The organism is Niveispirillum fermenti (genome assembly GCF_052474395.1).
The window spans coordinates 756496-778189 of record NZ_CP156681.1 but is presented as its reverse complement, the minus strand read 5'-3'; the positions used below and the strand labels follow the sequence as shown (position 1 = coordinate 778189).

The window sequence follows — 21694 nt, the reverse complement described above, 5'->3', positions numbered from 1 at the left end:
CATGATGAGCGTTGTTCCCGCCCTGGCCCCGCCGCCGGCCGAAGCCCGGCCGACCGATCCCAACCGCACGGCCTGCTTCGCCGTGCTGGCCGAACCCGATCCGGCCAGCCTGCCGCGCGTGCTGGAGTTCTTTGCCAAGCGCGGGCTGGTGCCCGCCTCGGTCCAGTCGCGCCTGTTCGAGGCGGATGAAAGCCTGCATGTCGATGTGCAGGTCCGCACGCTGACGCGCGACGAGTCGGACTATATCGCCCGCTGCCTGCGGGCCATGCCGCTGGTCCGGCAGGTGCTGACGTCGGAACGCCACCGCATGGTCGAAGCCGGTGCGCTGTCCGCCTGACACCCCTCTGCCTTGATCAGAATCTGGTGTTCTGATCAAGGGCATCCCCAGGTGCCGGGCGCCGGGCCGGCAGTCGCCGGCCTAGTGTCGGGCGCCGCCATCCGGCGGCCTAGTGTTGGGCGCCGCCATCCGGCGGCTTGCGGCGCATGGGCGCCGGGCCGGCAGTCGCCAGCCTATACCAGGAGCATGAGTGATAAATTCATGCCCCTGGTATTATTCCGCATACAGCGCCAGACAGGCGGCCGGGGGTGGCGGCGGTGGTTTGGGCGGGCCCGTGGATGGGGGCGGGGGCAGGAACCAGCTTGCCAGTTCCTCCCCGCAGCCATCGCCGGGGGGCGGCTCTTCCTGCCGTTCACATTGCACGGCATCGGCGGGACAGGCCAGCCGCACATGCAGGTGGGCGGCATGGCCGAACCAGGGCCGCAGCTTGCGCAGCCATGACCGGTCGCCCGTCGCCTGTTCGCAGGCGGCCTGTTTTATGGCGGGGTTCACGAAGATGCGGGTGACCTGCGCATCCATCGCCGCCAGTTCCAGAAGCCTTTGCTGCGCCGGGCCGAAACGGGCCGGGTTCACCCGCTGGTGCCGGGTATCGACCATGCCGGGCAGGTCTTCCCGTTCCCGTTGGGCGATGGGCAGCAGAGGCAGGTCGAGAGCGAACCAGATATCGGCGTCCAGGCCCGACTGGTGGCTGGCATGCCCCGTCGCCATGCGGCCGCCGCGCGGCATGGACATGTCACCGATGGCCAGCCGGCCCATTCCGTCGGCCTCCACCCGCGCGCCCAGGCGCGTCAGATAGGCGATCAGGTCGGGATGGCCCCAGTTGCGGCGGCGCGACAGGTTCAGGACCTGGAAACCCGGCCCGTCGGCCGGCAACGCCACCGCCCCACGCACGCAGCCATTGGCATAGGCGCCGATCGGCTCGGCGGGGCCCCCTGCCGGCTGGCGCAGATGTTCGGGCCGGACAGGAGCCGGCGGCTGTTGCCCGCTCTCGTCCCCGGCGCCACCCCGGCCCCCTGGCCCCCCAGCCACGGCCGGGCAGGCGCCCAGCAGCAAGGCCAGCAGGCCCAGGAAGCCGGCACGCGGCCCCCCTTTCCCATTGCGACCCTGGTGCTGGCGGCGTGCGGTGGCCATGGAGGCTCAGGCCTGCTTGGCGTCGATGATCGACCGGCGAATGGCGCGGGTCCGCGTGAACAGGCTTTCCAGCTTCTCCCCCTCGCCCCAGCGGATGGCGCGCTGCAGGGCCGTCAGGTCCTCGGTGAAGCGCTGGATCACCTCCAGCACGGCTTCGCGGTTGTTCAGGAAGATGTCGCGCCACATTACCGGATCGCTGGCCGCGATGCGGGTGAAATCCCGGAAGCCCGAGGCGGAGAAGCGGATCACCTCCGACTTCATCTGTTCTTCCAGGTCGGTGGCCGTGCCGACGATGGTATAGGCGATCAGGTGGGGCAGATGGCTGGTGATGGCCAGCACCCGGTCGTGATGGGCCGGCTCCATCACCTCCATCTGACTGCCGCATCCGGCCCAGAAGGCCGTCAGCCGGTCCAGCGCCTCCGGGTTGGTGCCCGGCAGGGGGGTCAGGATGCACCAGCGGCCCTTGAACAGGGCGGCGAAGCCGCTGTCCGGGCCGGAATGTTCGGTGCCGGCCAGCGGGTGGCCGGGGATGAAATGCACGCCGTCGGGCACATGCGGCCCGATATCGCGGATCACCGACATCTTGACCGACCCGACATCGGTCAGGATGGTGCCTTCGCGCAGATGCGGCCCGATCAGGGCGCCCAGGTCGGCGAAGGCACCGATCGGCGTGGCCAGCACCACCAGATCGCACTCCGACACCAGGGCGGGGTCGGTGCCGGCCTTGTCGGCCAGCCCCAGTTCCAGCACCCGGTCGCAGACGGCCTGTGCCCGGTCCACGCAGGTCACGGCCCCGGCCAGCCCCGGATATTCGACCACGCAGCGGGCGATCGAGGAACCGATCAGGCCGAAGCCGACGATGGCGACACGGGCGAACAGGGGCGTGGTCATGGCAAAGGGCCTTGGGTGGAAAACGGAAGCCGGTCCCGTTCACTATCACGCGGGCAGGCGGGCGTCCAAGCCGAAGGCGGTGGAGTGCCCGAGTCGAAGGCGGTGGAGTGCCCGAGCCGGAGGGGGCGGTCGCGGCGGCAGCGCCGGGTTCTTTGCTGATCGTTTGCAATCAGGCGACGCTTGCGTACCAGCGGTTGCGGGGCGTTTGGCGCCGTCCCATACTGACCCTCTTCTTGGGGGAGGGAAGGGGAAGAACCATGTATAACGACGATGATCTGGATGCAGCGGTCGCGGCCGGCGTGCTGTCCCGCCAGAATGTGGAGGGTCTGCGCCATTTCATGGCGACCCGCCGCGCCGACCAGCAAGGGGGGGAACATGAGCGGTTCCGCCTGCTGACCGGTTTCAACGATATTTTCGTATCGGTCGGCGTGGTGCTGATCCTGGCGGCCGTGGGGTTCCTGGGCGGCCGGGTGCATGGCGCCCTGGGGGCGGCCGGAATCGCGGCGGCAAGCTGGCTGCTGGCTGAATATTTCACCCGCCGCCTGCGCCTGTCCCTGACCAGCATCGTGCTGCTGCTGGGCTTCGCCTCGGGGCTGCTGATCGCCACCCTGACCGGCCTGCTCGACCTGTTCGGGCTGAAGAATATCAGCAGCCCGCTCGATGCCACGGGCGCCGCTGCGGTGGCCGCCATCGTGGCTTGTGTCGGCGTCTGGCTGCACTGGCGGCGTTTCATGGTGCCCGTCACGGTCGCGGCCGGCACCGCCATCGGGCTGCTGGCCTTGCTGGCCCTGCTGCTGACCCTGGCGCCGTCGCTGAAGGAGATGCTGCTGGTTCTGGTTCTGGCCGCCGGGCTGGCCATGTTCGCCGTCGCCATGTATTGGGACGGCCAGGATCGCGGCCGGCAGACGCGCCGGTCCGACGTGGCTTTCTGGCTGCACCTGTCGGCAGCACCCCTGATCATCCACCCCGTCTTTTCCTGGGTCGGGGTGAACGGGGCCGTGCAGGCGGTGGACCCCGGTCTGGCGCTGGTCACCTGCATCGGCACCTATGTGGCGCTGGGGCTGGTGTCGCTGGCCATCGACCGGCGGGCCATGCTGGTGTCGGCCCTGGTCTATGTGATCTATGCGTTGATGGGCCTGTTTTCCATGGCCGGTGCCGCCAACGAGGTGACCTTCGCGCTGGCGGCCCTGGTGATCGGTTCGGGCCTGCTGCTGCTGTCGGCCCGCTGGGATGCCGCCCGCCGTCTGCTGGTCGGGCATATGCCGTCCGGGCTGCAGGGCCTGCTGCCCGTGGTGCGCTGAGGCCGGGGGTGGGGCTCAAGCGGCCGGGTTCAAGAAGGGTGGGGCGCCCGGGGGCCGCCACCCTCACCCGCAATAGTTCCCTGTCTCCCGCCGTCGTCGCCGTGCTAGGCAGGTTCCTCCAGGCCGGGCCATGTGTGGCCCGGCCTGGAGGAACCTGCCGACTCCATGGTTTGCAGATTTTCCGAGCCCGCCCATCTGTGGGCGGAGTTCGGAAAATCTGCTTAGGCACGATGCCCGGATGCATTTTGTGTGAAAGCCCGGTCTTCGGGGTCCCATCCCCCGCCAGGCATAAGGATTGATGTGATGAGCAAGCGACGTGACGGCGGCAGCCATGCCGCCAAGGGCCCCAGCCAGCGCCAGTTGCGCGTGGGCGAGGAAATCCGCCACACCCTGGCCGATATCTTCCGCCGGGGGGAATTCCGCGATCCGGAACTGATGGATCTGAACGTCACCGTGTCGGAAGTCCGGATCAGCCCGGACCTGAAGAACGCCACGGCTTTCGTCATGCCGCTGGGCGGGGCCAAGCCGGAACTGGTCGCGGCGCTGAACCGGGCCGCGGCCTTCCTGCGCACCCAGGTCGCGCATGAGATCCGGCTGCCCTATGCCCCGCGCCTGTCCTTCCAGCTTGATACCAGCTTCGATTACGCGGAGAAGATCGACCGGCTGCTGCACGACCCGCATGTCGCGCGTGACATGGGCGCGGGTGCCGCCGGCATCGCGGACGCGGACCCCGACGATGGGGATGCGCAGGACCGGGATACGCGGGAGGACGGGGCCGGGGACGATCATGGCGCGTAAGCGCAAGGGCGTTCCCCGCCATGGCTGGCTGGTGCTGGACAAGCCCGGCACCATGACCAGCACGCAGGCCATGGCCAAGGTCCGCTGGCTGATGAAGGCGGAGAAGGCGGGCCATGGCGGCACGCTGGACCCCATCGCCACGGGCATCCTGCCCATCGCCTTCGGCGAGGCGACGAAGACCGTCCAATATGCCATGGACGGACACAAGACCTATCGATTCGTCTGCAGGTTCGGGGAGGCGACGGACACCGACGACCGCGCCGGGCAGGTCATCGCCACCAGCCCCGTGCGCCCCACCGATGCGCAGATCGAAAAGGCGCTGGAGGCGTTCCAGGGTCTGATCACCCAGGTCCCCCCCAATATTCCGCCATCAAGGTCGATGGCGAGCGCGCCTATGACCTGGCGCGGGAGGGGGAGGCCGTGGAACTGGCCGCCCGCACCGTCCGCATCGACGGTTTCCACCTCACCGGCCGGCCGGATGCCGACCATGCCGAATTCGAGGTGGAATGCGGCAAGGGCACCTATATGCGGTCACTGGCCCGCGATCTGGCCCGGGCCGTCGGCACGGTCGGTCATATCACGGTACTGCGCCGGCTGTCCGTCGGGCCCTTCAGCCTGAAGGACGCGGTCACCCTGGAACAGCTTGAACAGGTCGTGGCGGATGGCGTGCCGGACAGCCTGCTGCTGCCCGTGGCCGCCCCGCTGGACCGGCTGCCCGCCATCGACCTTACGTCCGTGGAGGCCGAACGGCTGCGCCATGGCCAGGCGGTCTCCCTGCTGCGCCGGGCCGACCTGACCCGGCTGGAAACCTTGCGCGACGGGGCGGGCGGCGACGGCGCGGCACTGGCCCTGTGCGAGGGATTGCCCGTCGCGCTTGTCCGGCTGGACGGGGCGGAAATCCGCCCGGCCCGGGTACTTAATCTCTAACCCTCCGGCTCTGACCCGGCGGTCCGCTGGCCAGGACGGGTCGGCGATATGTTATTCCCTATAATCTTTCCCTGATCGGTTGTCTCCCGTCCCCATCCATTGATGGCGGTGGATGGGAGAACCGCAGGCGGCGGGCGGTTCGGGACGGGGCCGTGCCGCGGCACAGCCCGGCGCGCCCGCCAGGATGGCCGCACCGACATGGGGGGCATGGGAAGGGCCCCCCGGTGATGCTTCTTGGTTAACAAGGCTTTCGGCCGTTTGCGCCCTTTGCCGTTCCTTGTCCCGATGCTTCCCCCGGCCCGCCGCCTGCCGCGCGCCCACGCTATCGCCGGGCTGCTGCGACGGCTATGCCCTGCCGGGCCGGCTTGTGACGGTCTTGCGGCCGGGCGATTCCAACCCTTCACCGATCGTCCCTGGTCAGTATTTTTGTGCAATTTTGGTTCCGCCGAGCGATCATTTGCGTAACTATCTGAAAAATATGGATTTGATCAGAAACCTTTCGGTTATCGACTGGTATTGATATGGGGCATAATTACTTGTATAACCATACTCACAAAACATAAACACAGGGGGGAAAGATGAATACCCGGCTTCTCGGCACTAGCCTGCTCACGATCGGCCTGCTGTCGCAGGCCCCTGCCGCCATCGCGCAGGCATCCGGCGAATTCGAACTGGAAGAAATCATTGTCACGGCCCAGCGGCGGGCCCAGGGGCTGGCGGAGGTTCCGATCTCCATCAGCGTCGTCGACGGGCAGGAGCTGGAGCGTGCCGGCATCAGCAAGGTCGAGGACCTTTACGCCATCGCGCCATCGCTGTCCTTCTCCCCGGCCCAATCCTCCTCCGGGGCGGGCCTGCGCATCCGTGGTGTCGGCAGCGCGGCGTTCGGGTCGGCGACGGAACCCAGCGTGTCGACCATCGTGGACGGCATCGTCGCGGGGCCCGGCGGATCGGCGCTGGTCGATTTCTTCGATGTCGAGCGGATCGAGGTGCTGCGCGGCCCGCAGGGCACGCTGTTCGGCAAGAACTCCTCCGCCGGTGCCATCAATATCGTCAGCCGCGCGCCGACCAATGAATTTTCCGGCTATGTGAATGCCCGATACGGCGCCAAGCTGCAGGAAACGCGGCTGGAAGGCGCCCTGAGCGGGCCGGTCAGCGAGAATGTCCGGGCGCGCATCGCCGGTTACCGGATGAACCAGGGCAAGGGACAGGTCTATAACCCCGTCCGCGACACCGACGAGAACAAGCGCGAGCGCTGGGGCATCCGCCTGCGCGGCGACATGGATGTCGGCGCCACCAGCATCCAGCTGATCGCCCAGTACGAGGAGCAGGACAATGCCTGCTGCCGGACCAGCTTCTATGGGCTGGACCCCCGCGCCTACGGGGCGCTGACCCGGCTTTATCTGCTGCCCCGGCTGGCGGCCAACGGCGTGGTGCCCGGCCCGGACAACCGTGTCTCGCTGGCCGATGGCCCGCTCAACGAGCAGACGGAAACCATGCAGTTGACCGGCACGGTCAGCCACCAGTTCACCAATGGCGTCACGCTGCGCTCCATCACGGGCTATCGGACCTGGAAGGAACTGGACACGATCGATGTCGATGGCGTCGATGTGAATATCGGCAACGACCCCCGCCAGCAGCGCGACCTGGAACTGTTCAGCGAGGAAATCCAGCTTCTGTCGCCGGACGGGGACCGGTTCGGCTGGGTGCTGGGCGCCTACTACTACCATCACACGCTGAAATCCAACACGATCACGGCCGGCGGCGGCGGCACGATCCTGGGCCAGACATCGACCCAGGGCATCGGCACGACGAAGACCAACAATTACGCCCTGTTCGCCGACGGTACCTATGATCTGGACGATCAATGGCAGATGTTCGCGGGCCTGCGCGGCCTCTACGAGGACCTGTCGGTCAACTCCTATCGCAGCGGCAACTATTTCGCCTTCACGCCCGGCACGTTCCAGGGATCGATCAAGACCGACGACACCAACTGGGTCGGCCGGGCCGGCATCCGCTTCACGCCCGAACGGCGGCAGAGCTTCTATCTCTCCGTTTCCCGCGGGTACAAGGGCCGGGCCATCGACAACAATACGGGCAATGTCTTCTTCCTGAACCCCGAGCGGGCCGTGCTGGACCCGGAAACGGTCCTGTCCTATGAACTGGGCGCCCGGACGAGCTGGTGGCAGAACCGTGTGACCTTCAACGCCACCCTGTTCTACAGCGATTTCAGCGACTATCAGGCCTCCTCCTTCGACAATGTCACCTCCTCCCAGATCCTGCGCAACGCCGGCAAGCTGCGCAGCAAGGGGGTCGAGATGGATTTCTCGGTGAAGCCCTGGGAAGGCGGCAGCCTTTCCGGCGGGGCGGCCTTCGTGGACGCCATCTTCAAGGAATATCGCGGCGCGCCCTGCACCTCGGTTCAGAACGCCACGGCCACCTGCCCGGTGGGCGGCCAGGACCTGTCGGGCCGGCCGCTCTCCAACAATCCGCGCTGGCAGTTCAGCGTGCGCGGCCAGCAGGATTTCGAACTGGGCGGCGGCCAGGAAGCCTATGTGCGGGGTGAATATAACTGGCGCGATGCCGTCGTCTATGGTGGCGACCTGAATCCGGCGACGCGCCAGGCCGCCTTCGGTGTCGCCAATTTCCGTGCGGGCGTCAGCTTCGCCGATGGCCAGTACGAACTGTCGGGCTTCGTGGAGAATGCCTTCGACAAGAGCTATGCGCTGCGCATCTATGACTCGCCGGGCTTCACAGGCTCCTATTCCGCCTTCTTCGGTCCCTCGCGGACCTGGGGTGCCGAATTGCGGGCGCGGTTCTGAACCAGGGATAAGGCAAAGAAAGGGTTTAGGGATGGAAGACAATCCGGAAATGACCCGTCGCACGTTGATGGGTGCCTCCATGGCGGCGCTGGGCCTCTCGGCGATGCCGCTGGCCGGTGCCGGCGCCGCGACCGAGCGGCCGATCCGCATCCGGCACTATGTGCTGGCCACCCATGACATGGAATTCGTGTGCGACCAGATCTATGAGGTGCTGGGCCTGCCCCCCATGCCCAGGAAGGAAGGGCCGGGCGTCACGGAGCAGTATGGTTTCTACAGCACCATGCTGAAGGTGGGGACGACCATGATCGAGGTCGTCCAGCCCATCAAGCCCGACCATCTGCTGAACCGCTGGTTCGATGAACGCGGCGGCGATGGCGGCTTCATGGTGGTGATGCAGACCTTCGACCCCGACGCGCTGAAGGCGCGCGCCGCGGCGGAGGGGCTGGCCCTGACGCGGGACATGATGTTCAAGGGGCAGCACATGCTCCAGTTCGACTACAAGCATTTCGGCACGCATTTCGAACTCTACAAATACACCCCCGAGGAGGATTGGTGGGGTGATCCGCGCAACCGCCCCTATCCCGACGCCCGCGTGGCGTCCGACGTGGTGGGCGGCGAGATCGCGGTGGAGGACCCCGAGGCCATCGCCGCGCAGACGGCCCGGCTGTTCCTGGCCCGGCAGGAGGGGACGCGCGTCCATTTCGAGGACCGGACCCTGAATTTCGTGGAGGCCAAGGGCCAGTGGCGCGGCCTGGTGGCGCTGGACCTGAAGGCGCGGGAAAAGGTGCGGGTCGGTGACTGGGCCCGCATCGGCGGCGTCAAGCTGCGCTTCGTATAAGGGAGGGACGGATGAGCGAGACCAAACCGCACGTGATCCGCCACTATGTCCTGGCCAGCCCCGACATCGATGCCGTATCGGCCCGGATACAGTCCTTCCTGAAGATCGCGCCCGGCCACCGCCACGACATGGGCGAGATTCTGGGCTTCCGCAACGAGATGATGATGATCGGCCCGACGATGTTCGAACTCGTCCAGCCGGTGAAACCCGACCACCGCCTGCATCGCTGGTTTGCCGAGAAGGGCGGGGAGGGCGGCTACATGATCGTCTTCCAGACCTTCGACGCCGAGGCCTTCCGTGAGCGGGCGGCGGCGGAGAAGCTGCGCCTGACCCGCGACATGCTGTTCCGTGGCCAGGATATGATCCAGTTCGATCCCAAGCGGTTCGGCACCTATCTGGAAACCTACAGATATTCGCTGCCGAACGGCTGGTGGGGGGACCCGGTGGGCCGTGATTATGCCCGCAGCGGTGTGGCGTCGGACATTGTGGCCGCCGATGTCGCGGTTGATGCCGCCCCCCCGGCGGAAATCGCCGCCCAGGTGGGCCGGGTGTTCCAGTCCCCCGTGGAAGGAAGCCAGGTGCATTTCCAGGGCAAGCGCGTCCGTTTCGTCCCGGCCGCGGGACGCACCGGCCTTGCCGCACTGGATTTCCAGGCCATCGACCGGTCCGCGGCCGGCACGACGGCCCGCATCTGCAACCTGGATTTCCGTCTGGTATAGTTTCGGCCCGGTCCGCCGATGGTTCTGGCCCAGGGGGGGCCGGAACCAGTCATCCCCCTTCACGCGCAAGGTATCCGTTCCTTGCGCGTGCTTTTTCATGCCTGGCGACAGGATGAAGGCTTCGGCTGCATCAATCATCCTGGAAAATTGCCTCGATCGGCTGGCCGAACAGCCGGGCGATGGCAAAGGCCAGCGGCAGGCTGGGGTCATAGCGGCCATTTTCCAGGGCATTCACGGTCTGCCGCGATACGGCGAGCTTCTCGCCGAGATCGCCCTGCGACCAGCCGCGCTCGGCCCGCAGATCCTTCAATCGGTTCTTCATGTCCCCACCCGTCAGCGATAGCGGTAGCGGGCAACGCCCTGGCCGATGACCCAGAGGCCGGCCATCAGGGGCCAGATGACGAACATCGACAGTTTCGGCAAGCCGGCACCTTCCAGGAAGCCATAGCTGAAGGTCAGCATCGCGGTGGCGGCGAAGGAAAAGGCAATCGCCTCGAACTGCAGCCGGCGCTGGAACTCGTCCATCCGGCGGATATGCCGGGTGATCGCCCACAGGATGGCCACACAGGGCAGCATGGGTAGCAGGGCCGTCGGCACCAGCCATGCATCGGGCACCATCCCCGATTTCACCGCATGGTTGGTGCCCAGCAGCATGCCGGCATAGGCGATGCCGGCGATCAGTTCGATGGCGCAGCGGCGCAAAACAAGCATTGTCCCCTCCATATGTAAAGTATGTTTTACATATGGAGAATGTCGCTCCGGCTTGTCAAGCATGCTTTACATGGAAAGTGTACTTTCCATCAATCCCCCTGTGCCGGCGGTTCCAGGGTCAGGACCCAGCGCGCCTCGCCGGGCAGGAACGGGGTCGGCCGCCCTTCCTGCCAGTCGGCATGACCCGCCAGATAATAGGGGGAGAGCGGGTGGCCGCTCTGGCTGCCGGGCATATGGAAATAGCCGTCGGCCTCGTGGCCGGGGGACACGGCGAATCGCTCGCTGGCCCCGAAGCCCGGTCCCTGGACGCGGGGCATCAGGGTGTCGCCGGGCAGGCTGCGTTCCGGGGGATCGGTCAACCAGCCCACGGGTGGCAGGATGCGGGCCAGCGGATGCTGCACGGCCGACACGTTGCGCTGGCCCCAGGTGAAGCGGTCCAGACCGCCGGCCGTTGCGACCTCCGTCTCCATCCGGGCCAGGGCGGCGTCGATCAGGGCATCCCAGTCATCATATCCCGGCGGCACCAGGCCGGCCGGCCGTTCCACCAGCAGCCGGCGCAGCGGCGCCTCCTGCTGACGGGCCGCCCGGTTGCGGGGCGCTTCCTTTTCCAGCCCCAGATAGGCGCCATAGGTGGTCCCCGCCAGGGCGGAACGGAAGGCCCGCACCAGGCGGTAGCCCGTGCTGTCCGGTATGGCCCGTCCGCCCCAGTTCTCCACGGCTGCCTGCCATCCCGCCAGGCCGGGCCGGTCCTGGCGCGCCCGCAGCGCGGCCAGCAATTGCGCCTGCCAGAAATCCAGGGTGGCGGCGCGGTCGTCCAGTTGGATGGCCAGCATGTCGGTGGGCAGGAAACGGTCACGCGCGAACAGCGCGTCGCGGATCTGTCCCTGGCGTCCGCCCATGTCATAGCCGCCATCGCCCAGCAGGGCATAGGCCTCGCCCCCCACGATGCGGGCATTGGCGGTCCAGATACGGCCATCTTCCGGATTGGCGATGACGGGCACCTGTTCGGGCGGCAGCAAGCCGTGCCAGCCGCGCGTGCCGTCGGCCCAGCTTTCCGGTTGCTGCCCATCGGTGCCGAACCGGGCCGGCACGGCCCCCATGATGGTCCAGGCGACATTGCCGTCCGCATCGCCCACGATCAGGTTCTGCTGCGGCTGCCGGGCGGCGTGGGCCTGGATGATGGCATCGGGGACCGACGCGGCGCGCTCCAGCCCCAGCATGCCGGTCATGTTGATGGCATCCGGTTCATGCGCCGTCCAGCGCAGGGCGATGCGGGTTCCGTCCTCCCGCGTTTCCACCACGGGGCCCCAGATCGTCTCCTCGATCACCATCGGTTCGCAATCGCCCCAGGCGGGGCAGATTTCCTCCGTCACGCGGGTCAGCGGCTTGGGCCCGCCGGGCGTGCGGTACTGGTCCGGCGCGCCGTCCACGGGTTCCAGCACGATGGCGTCGGCCGTGTCGATATAGGAATTGGTGTAGCCCCAGGCCACCTTGCCATTGCTGCCCGCCACCACCAGCGGCATGCCGGGCAGGGTGACGCCCGTGACGTCCAGCGGCTCCGGCCCTGTCTGGCGCAGGCGGGCGCGGTACCAGATGCCCGGCACGGTGACGCCCAGATGCATGTCATTGGCCACCAGCGCCGCCCCGGTGGCGGTCAGCGCCCCGCCCACGGCCCAGCCGTTGCTGCCGGGGCTGGGACCTTCGGCGGGCCAGGGGGTACGGGTGCGTGCCTGGCGCAGATGGTCGGGCAGGCCGGCCGGCATGTCGGGTTGCGGCAGGGCGCTGCCATCCAGGGCGGAATCCAGCGGCGTGCCGCCCGGATAAAGGAACGCCGCCAGCTCGGGCCCCAGCCTTTCCCACACCTGGGCGCGGATGCGGTCGCCCAGTGCCTTGTCGTCCTGAAGGTCCAGATACATGGAATAGACGGCCAGGATGCTGTCTTCCACCTGCCAGGGCCGGGGAGAGGACAGCAGCAGCGTATATTCGAAGGGCCGCCCGCCCAGCGCGGCAAGCCCCTGGTTGACGCCATCGGCATAGGCTTCCAGCAGGCGGCGATGTTCCGGGGTGGCGGTGGCCAGCGCCTGCTGGGCGCGATGGCGGAACCGGTGCAGCCGGCGCTGCCGGTCGATATTCTTCACCACCTCCACCGGGCCCAGCAGGGCCGACAGCTCGCCGGCCGAGGACCGGCGGATCAGGTCCATCTGAAAGAACCGTTCCTGGCCATGCAGGAAGCCCAGCGCCCGGGCCAGGTCGTCGCGGCTGCCGGCTTCCAGCACGGGCACGCCCTGGGCATCGCGGCCGATGGCGACGGCGCCCGTCAGGCCCTGAACCGGATGCGCGCCCTCCAGCAAGGGTCGGGAAGCGTAAAGATTGATGGTGAAGGCCCCGGCCGTCAGGGCCACGACGCCCATAAGCCCCACGACACCATAGCCCAGGCCACGCACCCAGCCGCGTCCCCGTCCCCGTCTCCTTGCACGCGCCACCATCGCCCCCGTTGCGGTTCCGTCGTCGGTGAAGGGCGCAGTTTCCATTTTGGTTAAGGGCTCGGCAAGGAATTAAGGCGTCCTGCCCATGAATGTATCCATCACCCATTTTTGCGATTGATTCTCATTTCCATATTCATTATGCAATTAAGAACTGTTCGCAAATGAGCGCGGAGTGGGAAGTGAAGCGGTTGACGATGACGGCGCTGCCCGTGGTGATGGCGGCCATGACGATGCCGGCCTGGGGCCAGGCGACGGAAGTGGCGATGGCGGGCGCCGATATGCAGGTCAGTGAGATCACGGTGATCGCCACCCGCACGCCCAAGGAAACGGTGGACGCTCCGGCCACGGTCAGCGTCATCGGCGAGGAGAAGGTGAAGGACCGGCTGGTCACCGACATCAAGGACCTGGTCCGCTACGAACCCGGCGTGTCCGTGCGTTCCTCCCCCGCCCGGTTCACGGCGGCCGGTGCCAGCACGGGCCGCGACGGCAACAGCGGCTTCAACATCCGCGGCCTGGAAGGCAACCGCGTGCTGATCCAGACAGACGGCATCCGCGCACCCGACGCCTTCGCTTTCGGCGGCCAGTCGGTGGGGCGCGGCGACTATGTTGATCTGGATCTGCTGAAGTCGGTGGAAATCCTGCGTGGCCCCGCCTCTGCGCTTTACGGATCGGACGGGCTGGCCGGTGCCGTCAGCTTCGTCACCAAGGACCCGGAAGATCTGATCCGGGACGGCAAGGCCTATGGCGGCGAGGTGAAGGTCGGCTACAGCGATGCGGACCGGAGCTGGGGCAAGGGCTTTGTCCTGGCGGGCCGGGCCGGCCAATGGTCGGCGATGCTGGCCTATAACCGCCGCGACGGCAAGGAGACGGAGAACCAGGGCACGATCCGCACGGGCGACAGCACCCGCACGGCGGCCAATCCGCAGGATATCGGCGACAATTCGGCGCTGGCCAAGCTGGTCTGGCGGCCCAATGCCGACCATGTGCTGCGCCTGACCTATGAATTGTTCGACCATGACATGACGGCCGACGTGCTGACGGCCGTGGCGCCCGTGCCGACGGCATCGACAAGCACCCTGTCATTGCAGGCCCATGACACGGCCCGGCGCGACCGGGTCAGCCTGGACCATCGCTATGACCCGGCCGATGGCGGCTTCATCGACAGCCTGCACTGGACGCTTTACCGCCAGGACAGCGAGACGCGCCAATATTCGGCCGAAGACCGCTACACGGCGGCCGACCGGCTGCGCATCAACACTTTCGACAACAAGGTCACGGGCATCAATGCCGATGCCACGACGCGCTTCACAGGCGGCGGCATCAGCCACCTTCTGGTCTATGGCGGCGATTATTCGCTGACCCGGCAGGTGGGAACGCGCGACGGCACCATCCCGCCGGCCGGCGAGACCTATCCCACGCGCGCCTTCCCGACCACCGACCATGTCCTGGCCGGTCTGTTCATCCAGGATGAGATCAGCCTCCTGAACGGCTCCCTGTCACTGTATCCGGCCCTGCGCTACGATTATTACAAGATCGACCCCAAGAATGATCCGCTGTTCATCGGCACCCCGACGGGGCAGAGCGACGACCATTTCTCCCCGAAATTCGCCGCCCTCTACTGGCTTTCCGACGGGGCCGGGCTGTTCGCCAATTATGCGGAAGGCTTCAAGGCCCCCGCGCCCAGCCAGGTGAATAACGGTTTCAGCAATCCCATCCAGAACTATCGCTCCATCTCCAATCCCGACCTGAAGCCGGAAAGCAGCCGGACGGTGGAACTGGGCGTGCGCCTGCGGGGCGGCGGCTGGCAGGCTTCCGTCACGGGCTTCAAGGGCTGGTACGATGATTTCATCGAACAGATCTTCGTGTCCGGGAACTTCACGGCCGCCAACCCCGCCACCTATCAGTATGTCAACCTCAGCAAGGTCACGATCCGCGGGGTCGAGGGCAAGGCGACGGTGGAACTGGGGGAGGGTTTCGGCCTGCTGGCCGCCGCCTCCTATGCCAAGGGCGACCAGACATCGGGCGGGGTGAAGGCGCCGCTGGACAGTATCGACCCCGTGAAGGTCACGATGGGCGTAAGCTGGGAGGAGCCGGAGGAAGGCCGCTTCGGCGGCGAAATCTCGGCCGTCTATTCGGCATCCAAATCGGCGGGGCGCATCGCGGCGGCCTGCACCCCCTCCTGCTTCACGCCCGGCGATTTCATCGTGCTGGATGCCACGGCCCGCTGGCGCATCGGCGAGGCGGCGACCCTGCGGGCCGGCATCTTCAACATCACGGACCGCAAATACTGGTGGTGGAGCGATGTGCGCGGCCTGTCCTCCACCTCCGCCGTGCGCGACAGCTATACCCAGCCTGGCCGCAACGCCAGCGTCTCGCTGACCATCAAGATCTGACCGACCGGCCGAGCGATAAGGACGACCCCCGATGAAGACCCGTTTCAAATATGGATTGGCGGCTTTGGTGCTGCTGGCGGCGGCACCGGCCTTCGGCCAGACGGCCGTGGATTGCGGCAAGGCGGACTGCACCGCCTTCAACGCCGACCGTGCCGCCATTCTGGGCATGGCCGGCACCTACCGCGTGAAGTTCGACTTCCGCGAGACCGTGGCCTTCGTGCCCGATTACGAGCCGATCGAGCCCAAGCGCAGCGGCGGGTTCGAGGCCGTGCGTGTCATCGAGGATACCGGCCGCGTCATCCGCCTGCAGCACCTGCTGGTCGTGAAGGACGAGGAGGACAAGCCCTTCATCATCAAGCATTGGCGCCAGGACTGGACCTATGAGCCGGAAACGGTGCTGACCTATGAAGGGCCGGACCAGTGGAAGCTGACGCCAGTGCCCGCGGCCGACCGTGCCGACGCCTGGGCGCAGACTGTCTGGCAGACCGACGACAGCCCGCGCTATGGCGGTGTCGGCCAATGGAAGCACGACCGGGGGGAGCATCGCTGGATCAGCGGGGAGACGGCCCGGCCGCTGGCCCGCCGCGATGCGATCCGCAAGCCGATCTATGACCGCTATGTCGGCACCAACCGCCATGCCCTGACCCATGCCGGCTGGGTGCATGAGCAGGATAATGCCAAGGTCGGGACGCGCGGCGGCACGCTGGCGACCATCGTGCATGAGGTCGTGCTGAACAGCTATGTCCCGTCCACGGATTTCGATTTCGGGGCGGCCGACGATTATATGCGGAAGACGGCCGGCTTCTGGGCCGCCGTGCGCCGGCAATGGGACGACGTGGCTCTGCGCGATGGCGGCATCCATCTGATGCAGGAGGCGGAAAACGGCTCCAGCACGGGCAAGCAGCTTATGGAACTGGCCGACAGGCTGGCCAAGGAGGAGGTGACGCTGGGCGACGCCGTGTCCCGGGCCCGCTTCCTGATCGACGGTTCCACGAAACCGGCCGCCGCCACGGCCGGCGCGTCGCGGGGGTGACGCGCACCCGGCGGGGATGCCGACAAAGCGGGCCGGCATCCCCGCCGGGCAGATTTCCGAACAGGGCGGATGGTGAAATTCAGGCGCCATCCCGCCCTTCGGGGCCGGTTCCCATTGGGGCCGGCCCCCCAGGACCGGCCGCCGCCACGGCCGGCGCGTCGCGGGGGTGACGCGCAAGCGGCAGGGGGATGCCGACAAAGCGGGCCGGCATCCCCCTGCCGCCAGAACAGGGAAAAGGCCTTTCCGGTTGCCCGGAAAGGCCTTTCCTCATGCATGCCGCTTTTTCATGCATGCCGGTGTGGCACGGTGCGGCGGCCGGTCAGTCGGCCGCCAGCACGCCGCGTTCCACCTGGTCACGCTCGATGCTTTCGAACAGGGCGCGGAAATTGCCCTCGCCGAAGCCTTCATCCCCCTTGCGCTGGATGATCTCGAAGAAGATCGGTCCGATGACGGTGGAGGTGAAAATCTGCAAAAGCAGGCCGCCGCCCGGCGCCCCGTCCAGCAGGATGCCGCGCCGGCGCAGTTCCTCGGTCGGCTGGCCATGGCCGGGCAGCCTTTCCTCCAGCATGTCGTAATAGGTGCCCGGCGGCGGGGTCATGAAGACCACGCCGTTTTCCTTCAGCGCGTCGAAGGTCTTGATGATGTCGTTGGTGGAAAGGGCGATATGCTGGATGCCCTCGCCCTTGTATTCGCGCAGATATTCCTCGATCTGGTCGACCCGGCCCTCGGCGCCGGCGCTCTCGTTGATCGGGATGCGGATCCTGCCGCACGGCGCGGTCAGCGCCCGGCTTTTCAGGCCGGTCAGCTTGCCTTCGATGTCGAAATAGCGGATCTGCCGGAAATTGAACAGCTTGGCATAGAAATCATACCAATTGTCCATCCGGCCGCGGAAGACATTGTGCGTCAGGTGGTCCACCTCCACCAGGCCGCAGCCGGCCGGGTTCTGGTCCACCCCGTCCACGGGCACGAAATCGATGTCGTAGATGGAGGCCGGCGACTTGTACCGGTCCACCAGATAGATCAGGCTGCCGCCGATCCCCTCGATGGCGGGGATGTTCAATTCCATCGGGCCGACCGTGCCCTTGACATCCGTGGCCCCCAGTTCCAGGGCGCGCCGGTGTGCGGCGGCGGCATCCTTCACGCGGAAGGCCATGGCACAGGCACTGGGCCCGTGATCGCGGGCGAACTGCCGGGCCAGGCTGTCGGGCTCGCCATTGACGATGAAGTTGATATTGCCCTGGCGGTAGAGGCTGACATTCTTTGACCGGTGCCGGGCCACCTTCGTGAAGCCCAGGATCGTGAACAGCGCGTCGAGCTGTCCGACATCGGGGGCGGTATATTCGACGAATTCGAAACCGTCGGTCCCCATGGGGTTGTCCCACAGGTCGCCCACCAACTGCCCGTTTTCCACGCGCGCCGCGCCGCCGTCCGCCATCGTCAACTCCATCATTCATCGGATTGGTTGGGGAATGGTTCGATGATAGGGCCGAAGGGCGGGGCATGTCCTTGCGAACTGTCGCCGGAATCTGGCAGTGTCTGGTGAGAAATTGCGCGATATTTTGAATAAGGGGCAGATAATGAGTGCTAGCGGTTTGGATGCAGCAGATATCCGCATACTTGCTGCGTTGCAGCGCAACGGCCGGCTATCCAATGTCGACCTTGCCGACCAGGTGGGCCTGTCGCCCAGCCCCTGCCTGCGCCGGGTGCGCGACCTGGAGGAAAAGGGCTTCATCCAGGGCTATACGGCCATCCTGGACCGGCGCCGGCTGGGTATGGGGGTCGTCGCCTTCGTGGAGGTCAAGATCGACCAGAACGCGGAAGGCGATGTGGATTTCCGGCGGGGCATCCTGTTGCTGCCGGAGGTCGTGTCCTGCTTCGTCATGACCGGCGCCATGGATTACCTGCTGCAGGTGGTGGTGGAGGATCTGGACAGCTTCGCCGATCTGTCCATGCGCAAGCTTCTGTCCATCAAGGGCGTGAAGGAGGTGCGATCCAGCTTCGTGCTGGATGTGGTCAAACATTCCACCAACCTTCCATTGCCCAAACCGACATGATCGGGGCATGATATGCCCTAATTTGCCGAAACGGCAGTTTGAATATTGCGGGAGTCCCTTTCCGGTTTTTAACTGCGCAAGGAAATGCCCCCGGTTCGGCGCTATCATCCCTTCCAGGAAATCCGGCTTGCGGGAAGGGGAACGGCATGTGCGACCAGAACCGGGATGTGGCCATCCTTGTCACCGGTGGTGATGGCCAGGGTGCGGCACTACGCGGCGATTATGCCCGTTCCGGGGCCGGCTTCATGGTCGATCAGGGGTGGGACGGGTACAAGGCGGCCGATCACGCCCTGTGGCGCGCGCTTTACGACCGCCAGTCGGCGCTGATGGCGCGCTATGCCGCGCCGGCATTCATCGACGGGCTGAAACGGCTGGACGCACGCGACGGCATCCCCGATTTCCGCCGCACCAGCGAGGTGCTGCACCGGGCCATGGGCTGGACGCTGGTGGCGGTGCCCGGCCTGATCCCGGAGAAGGATTTCTTCGACCATCTGGCGGCACGGCGCTTTCCCGTCACCAACTGGCTGCGCCGGCCGGAGGAGATGGATTATCTGGTGGAACCGGATGTGTTCCATGATTTCTTCGGTCATGTGCCGCTGCTGACCCACCGTGTCTTTGCCGACTATCTGGCCGCCTATGGCGCCAAGGGGGCGCAGGCCATCGCCCTGGGCGGGCAGGAGGCGTTGGCGCGGCTTTACTGGTACATGGTGGAATTCGGGCTGATCGCCACGCCGGACGGCCTGCGGGCCTATGGTGCCGGCATGCTGTCGTCGCGCGGGGAAACGCGCTTCTGTCTCGACAGTCCCGAACCCCATCGCATTGGCTTTGACCTGGAACGGGTGATGCGCACCCGGTACCGCATCGATGATTACCAGCGGACCTATTTCGTCCTGGACAGCTATGACCAGCTTTTCCAGGCGACCGGGGCGGATTTCGCCCCGGTCTATGCCCGCCTGAAGGGCCTGCCCGATATCGCTCCGACCACGCTGCTGCCGACCGACCGCGTCTTCACCCGCGGCCGGCAGGTGGGCTGCCCCCGCGCCGCGTGACCAGGCCGGGGCGATCCGGATCAGCCGGCCCGGACCTTGGCCACAAACTGGGCGACCTGACGGTTCAGCGCCTGGCTCTCCCCGACCAGATCATTGGCCGCGCTCAACACGTCGCCCGCCATGCTGCCCGTTTCCGCGGCCGCGCGTGTCACCTCGCCGATGGTGGCGCTGACATTCTGCGTGCCCGTGGCGGCCTGGGCCACGGAACTGGCGATTTCCCGCGTGGCTGCCCCCTGTTCCTCCACCGCCGTGGCGATGGTGGCGACGATGCCGCTGATCCGGCCGATGGTGCCCCCCACGCCGCGGATGGCATCGGCGGCGTTGCCTGCGGCCGACTGCATGGCGGCGATCTGGTTGCCGATCTCGTCCGTGGCGCGGGCCGTCTGGGTGGCAAGCTGCTTCACCTCGCTGGCGACGACGGCGAAGCCCTTGCCCGCATCACCGGCGCGTGCCGCCTCGATCGTGGCATTCAGCGCCAGCAGGTTGGTCTGGCTGGCGATGTCACCGATCAGGCGCACGATTTCCCCGATCCGCTGGGCGGCATCGACCAGCCCCGCCACGGTGCTGTTCGACCGGTCCGCCTCGGCCACGGCATCGCGCGCGATGCCGGCGCTTTCACTGACGCGGCGGGAAATCTCGTTGATGGAAGCGGTCAGTTGCTCTGCCGCCGCCGCGACGGTGTTCACATTCTCCGCCGCCTGCTCGGCTGCGGTGGCCACGGCCTCGGACTGGCGGTTCGTCTCGTCGGCGACGCTGTTCAGCCCCTGGGCCGTGCCGCGCATGCGGTTGGCGGCCCCGCCCACGGCGCTGACCACGGCGTTCATGCCGCTTTCGAAATCGTCGGCCAGACGGACCAGTGCCTCGCGCTTCTCCATTTCGACCCGTTCCTCCATCGCGTCCTGCTCCTGGCGCATGCGTTCGGCGTCGCGCATGCCCTGCTGGAACACGGCCAGGGCGCGGGCCGTGGCCCCGATCTCGTCGCGCCGGTCGCCCCCGCGGACGGCGACGGACAGGTCGCCATCGGCCAGCCGGGTCATGGTCGCCACGATGCGCCGCAGGGGCAGGGAGATGCCGGCCATGCCCATGGCGATGCCAAGGCCCAGCACGACCGCCGTCCCCGTCAGGCCGACGATCAGCGTGACGGCCAGCGCCTGGTCGTACCGGTCCTGTGCGGCCTCCTTCCCGGCATTCATGGCGGTCTGCACGTCGGTGGTCGTGACCTCCAGCCGGTCCAGCACGTCGGTCAGCTTGATGTCGAACCGGTCGACCAGGACGGAGGCCGCCTGCTCGCCCTTGCCGTCCATGGCCAGGCGCCGGGCCTGTTCCACGATCTCCAGCATGCGGTGGCTGTCCTCGCGCACCTGGTCGATATCGGCCTTGCGCTCCGGCAGCAGCCGTTCGACCTGGGCCAGGAAGTCCAGCAACTGGTCGCGCTTCAGCGCCACCTCGTCTTCCATGCTTTCCAGGATGAAGCTGTCGGTCTCCGCCACCATCGTGTAGCCCAGCCGGCCCAGATCGGTCGCTGCCTCCCGCGCCATCAGGATGGCCTTGCTGCGTTCCGACCGGTCCAGCATGGCGCGGTAATCACCGCCCACCACTTCCATCTGCGACAGGGCGTAAAGCGAAGTGCCGATGGTCAGGCCGCCCATGAGCAGCAAGGGCAGGATCAGCTTCCACACGATGGGAAGATTCTTCAAAGCGCGCATATGCCCTCCCAAGCATTTCAATGGCCCCGTCGTTATCTTGCGGGGCCTTGGCTTTTCGTCAGGATGCAAGGATGCTATCAGTAAACTGACGGCTTTCCTAATCTGGAAGACGAAGGATTCTTACGTTTCTCAGGGGATGTGACAGAGATGTTTCGCTTTTTGTTGGTGCTGATTTTAGGTATGTCGAGAAAATGAAATTTATTGATTGGGTATAATTTGAAAATTACGATCATAATATCTAGTGATATTGATGCTTATCTAAGTCAATATTGCTCTTCGGGTAAGAAATTTTTCGACCTCCCTTAATGAAAGAAGGAGGATTTGATACGTTTTGTCGCAGGTGAACTGACCTTACGTAATCGTCAAGTAAGTGTGACGACTGCGGAAACCGGGGGTTTTAACCTGCAATTCGCGCATGGATGGATTGAAAATAAAAGGGGCGCCGCCATTGGCGACGCCCCGTTCGACCCGGTCGGATGATGCCCCCGCCAGGGGCCGCGG

17 protein-coding genes and 1 pseudogene are annotated in these 21694 nt (G+C 66.4%); 11 read left to right on the top strand and 7 right to left on the bottom strand.

Translation table 11 applies throughout. The annotated features are described in order from the left end of the window. Window position 1: 1 nt before the first annotated feature. Entirely contained in the window at window positions 2-337 is a 336-nt protein-coding gene (locus ABC728_RS15020; protein WP_416620893.1) for a hypothetical protein, read from the top strand. Window positions 338-550: 213 nt separating this feature from the next. On the opposite strand, the gene mepA is transcribed toward ABC728_RS15020, so the two are convergent. Next, the gene (gene mepA, locus ABC728_RS15015) at window positions 551-1468 is read right to left on the bottom strand and encodes a penicillin-insensitive murein endopeptidase (RefSeq protein ID WP_416620892.1); all 918 of its coding nucleotides are present in this window, start codon (window positions 1466-1468) and stop codon (window positions 551-553) included. Between the two features lie 6 nt (window positions 1469-1474). Next, window positions 1475-2359, bottom strand: coding sequence for a prephenate/arogenate dehydrogenase family protein (locus ABC728_RS15010; protein WP_416620891.1), 885 nt, complete (start codon window positions 2357-2359; stop codon window positions 1475-1477). A 257-nt stretch (window positions 2360-2616) separates the two neighbouring features. Here ABC728_RS15010 and ABC728_RS15005 point away from each other — a divergent pair, with 257 nt between their 5' ends. From ABC728_RS15005 to ABC728_RS14980, 6 genes and pseudogenes are all read left to right on the top strand, one after another. Further along, complete coding sequence (locus ABC728_RS15005) at window positions 2617-3660, top strand: hypothetical protein (protein ID WP_416620890.1); 1044 nt, start codon at window positions 2617-2619, stop codon at window positions 3658-3660. 303 nt (window positions 3661-3963) lie between these two features. Next, on the top strand, window positions 3964-4458 hold the full coding sequence (gene rbfA / locus ABC728_RS15000) for a 30S ribosome-binding factor RbfA (protein WP_416620889.1): 495 nt from the start codon (window positions 3964-3966) through the stop codon (window positions 4456-4458). Then, a pseudogene (gene truB / locus ABC728_RS14995) lies at window positions 4448-5385 on the top strand (tRNA pseudouridine(55) synthase TruB). The gene rbfA and the pseudogene truB overlap by 11 nt, the downstream one beginning before the upstream one ends. A gap of 578 nt (window positions 5386-5963) precedes the next feature. Beyond that, a complete protein-coding gene (locus ABC728_RS14990) occupies window positions 5964-8204 on the top strand; it encodes a TonB-dependent receptor (protein ID WP_445376590.1) in 2241 nt (746 codons plus the stop codon). A 49-nt stretch (window positions 8205-8253) separates the two neighbouring features. Next, on the top strand, window positions 8254-9042 hold the full coding sequence (locus ABC728_RS14985) for a VOC family protein (RefSeq protein ID WP_416620886.1): 789 nt from the start codon (window positions 8254-8256) through the stop codon (window positions 9040-9042). A gap of 11 nt (window positions 9043-9053) precedes the next feature. Continuing rightward, window positions 9054-9761 carry a VOC family protein gene (locus tag ABC728_RS14980; RefSeq protein WP_416620885.1) on the top strand — a complete coding sequence of 236 codons (708 nt, stop codon included), beginning with the start codon at window positions 9054-9056 and terminating at the stop codon, window positions 9759-9761. 130 nt (window positions 9762-9891) lie between these two features. Here the strand turns inward: ABC728_RS14980 and ABC728_RS14975 are convergent, their stop codons facing one another. From ABC728_RS14975 to ABC728_RS14965, 3 genes are all read right to left on the bottom strand, one after another. Next, window positions 9892-10083, bottom strand: a complete 192-nt coding sequence (locus ABC728_RS14975; protein WP_416620884.1) for a helix-turn-helix transcriptional regulator — start codon at window positions 10081-10083, stop codon at window positions 9892-9894. A gap of 11 nt (window positions 10084-10094) precedes the next feature. After that, window positions 10095-10472, bottom strand: a complete 378-nt coding sequence (locus tag ABC728_RS14970) for a hypothetical protein (protein WP_416620883.1) — start codon at window positions 10470-10472, stop codon at window positions 10095-10097. Between the two features lie 89 nt (window positions 10473-10561). Continuing rightward, on the bottom strand, window positions 10562-13003 hold the full coding sequence (locus ABC728_RS14965) for a penicillin acylase family protein (protein WP_416620882.1): 2442 nt from the start codon (window positions 13001-13003) through the stop codon (window positions 10562-10564). A gap of 116 nt (window positions 13004-13119) precedes the next feature. On the opposite strand from ABC728_RS14965, the gene ABC728_RS14960 reads away from it, so the two are divergent. Both ABC728_RS14960 and ABC728_RS14955 read left to right on the top strand, forming a co-directional pair. Next, complete coding sequence (locus tag ABC728_RS14960; RefSeq protein WP_416620881.1) at window positions 13120-15351, top strand: TonB-dependent hemoglobin/transferrin/lactoferrin family receptor; 2232 nt, start codon at window positions 13120-13122, stop codon at window positions 15349-15351. Window positions 15352-15382: 31 nt separating this feature from the next. Beyond that, on the top strand, window positions 15383-16384 hold the full coding sequence (locus tag ABC728_RS14955; protein ID WP_416620880.1) for a DUF6607 family protein: 1002 nt from the start codon (window positions 15383-15385) through the stop codon (window positions 16382-16384). A 319-nt stretch (window positions 16385-16703) separates the two neighbouring features. Here ABC728_RS14955 and hppD read toward each other — a convergent pair whose 3' ends face one another. Beyond that, window positions 16704-17819, bottom strand: coding sequence for a 4-hydroxyphenylpyruvate dioxygenase (hppD, locus tag ABC728_RS14950; protein ID WP_416620879.1), 1116 nt, complete (start codon window positions 17817-17819; stop codon window positions 16704-16706). Window positions 17820-17961: 142 nt separating this feature from the next. Here hppD and ABC728_RS14945 point away from each other — a divergent pair, with 142 nt between their 5' ends. Both ABC728_RS14945 and phhA read left to right on the top strand, forming a co-directional pair. Continuing rightward, window positions 17962-18438, top strand: coding sequence for an Lrp/AsnC family transcriptional regulator (locus ABC728_RS14945; protein WP_416620878.1), 477 nt, complete (start codon window positions 17962-17964; stop codon window positions 18436-18438). A 146-nt stretch (window positions 18439-18584) separates the two neighbouring features. Further along, entirely contained in the window at window positions 18585-19487 is a 903-nt protein-coding gene (gene phhA, locus ABC728_RS14940; protein ID WP_416620877.1) for a phenylalanine 4-monooxygenase, read from the top strand. A gap of 20 nt (window positions 19488-19507) precedes the next feature. On the opposite strand, the gene ABC728_RS14935 is transcribed toward phhA, so the two are convergent. After that, on the bottom strand, window positions 19508-21193 hold the full coding sequence (locus ABC728_RS14935; RefSeq protein ID WP_416620876.1) for a methyl-accepting chemotaxis protein: 1686 nt from the start codon (window positions 21191-21193) through the stop codon (window positions 19508-19510). Between the last annotated feature and the right edge of the window lie 501 nt (window positions 21194-21694).

Bases quoted from the DNA above. Each gene is read 5' to 3' on its own strand.
- ABC728_RS15020 (WP_416620893.1), top strand. From the start codon at position 2: ATGATGAGCGTTGTTCCCGCCCTGGCCCCGCCGCCGGCCGAAGCCCGG.
- mepA (WP_416620892.1), bottom strand. From the start codon at position 1,468: ATGGCCACCGCACGCCGCCAGCACCAGGGTCGCAATGGGAAAGGGGGG.
- ABC728_RS15010 (WP_416620891.1), bottom strand. From the start codon at position 2,359: ATGACCACGCCCCTGTTCGCCCGTGTCGCCATCGTCGGCTTCGGCCTG.
- ABC728_RS15005 (WP_416620890.1), top strand. From the start codon at position 2,617: ATGTATAACGACGATGATCTGGATGCAGCGGTCGCGGCCGGCGTGCTG.
- rbfA (WP_416620889.1), top strand. From the start codon at position 3,964: ATGAGCAAGCGACGTGACGGCGGCAGCCATGCCGCCAAGGGCCCCAGC.
- ABC728_RS14990 (WP_445376590.1), top strand. From the start codon at position 5,964: ATGAATACCCGGCTTCTCGGCACTAGCCTGCTCACGATCGGCCTGCTG.
- ABC728_RS14985 (WP_416620886.1), top strand. From the start codon at position 8,254: ATGACCCGTCGCACGTTGATGGGTGCCTCCATGGCGGCGCTGGGCCTC.
- ABC728_RS14980 (WP_416620885.1), top strand. From the start codon at position 9,054: ATGAGCGAGACCAAACCGCACGTGATCCGCCACTATGTCCTGGCCAGC.
- ABC728_RS14975 (WP_416620884.1), bottom strand. From the start codon at position 10,083: ATGAAGAACCGATTGAAGGATCTGCGGGCCGAGCGCGGCTGGTCGCAG.
- ABC728_RS14970 (WP_416620883.1), bottom strand. From the start codon at position 10,472: ATGCTTGTTTTGCGCCGCTGCGCCATCGAACTGATCGCCGGCATCGCC.
- ABC728_RS14965 (WP_416620882.1), bottom strand. From the start codon at position 13,003: ATGGAAACTGCGCCCTTCACCGACGACGGAACCGCAACGGGGGCGATG.
- ABC728_RS14960 (WP_416620881.1), top strand. From the start codon at position 13,120: ATGAGCGCGGAGTGGGAAGTGAAGCGGTTGACGATGACGGCGCTGCCC.
- ABC728_RS14955 (WP_416620880.1), top strand. From the start codon at position 15,383: ATGAAGACCCGTTTCAAATATGGATTGGCGGCTTTGGTGCTGCTGGCG.
- hppD (WP_416620879.1), bottom strand. From the start codon at position 17,819: ATGGCGGACGGCGGCGCGGCGCGCGTGGAAAACGGGCAGTTGGTGGGC.
- ABC728_RS14945 (WP_416620878.1), top strand. From the start codon at position 17,962: ATGAGTGCTAGCGGTTTGGATGCAGCAGATATCCGCATACTTGCTGCG.
- phhA (WP_416620877.1), top strand. From the start codon at position 18,585: ATGTGCGACCAGAACCGGGATGTGGCCATCCTTGTCACCGGTGGTGAT.
- ABC728_RS14935 (WP_416620876.1), bottom strand. From the start codon at position 21,193: ATGCGCGCTTTGAAGAATCTTCCCATCGTGTGGAAGCTGATCCTGCCC.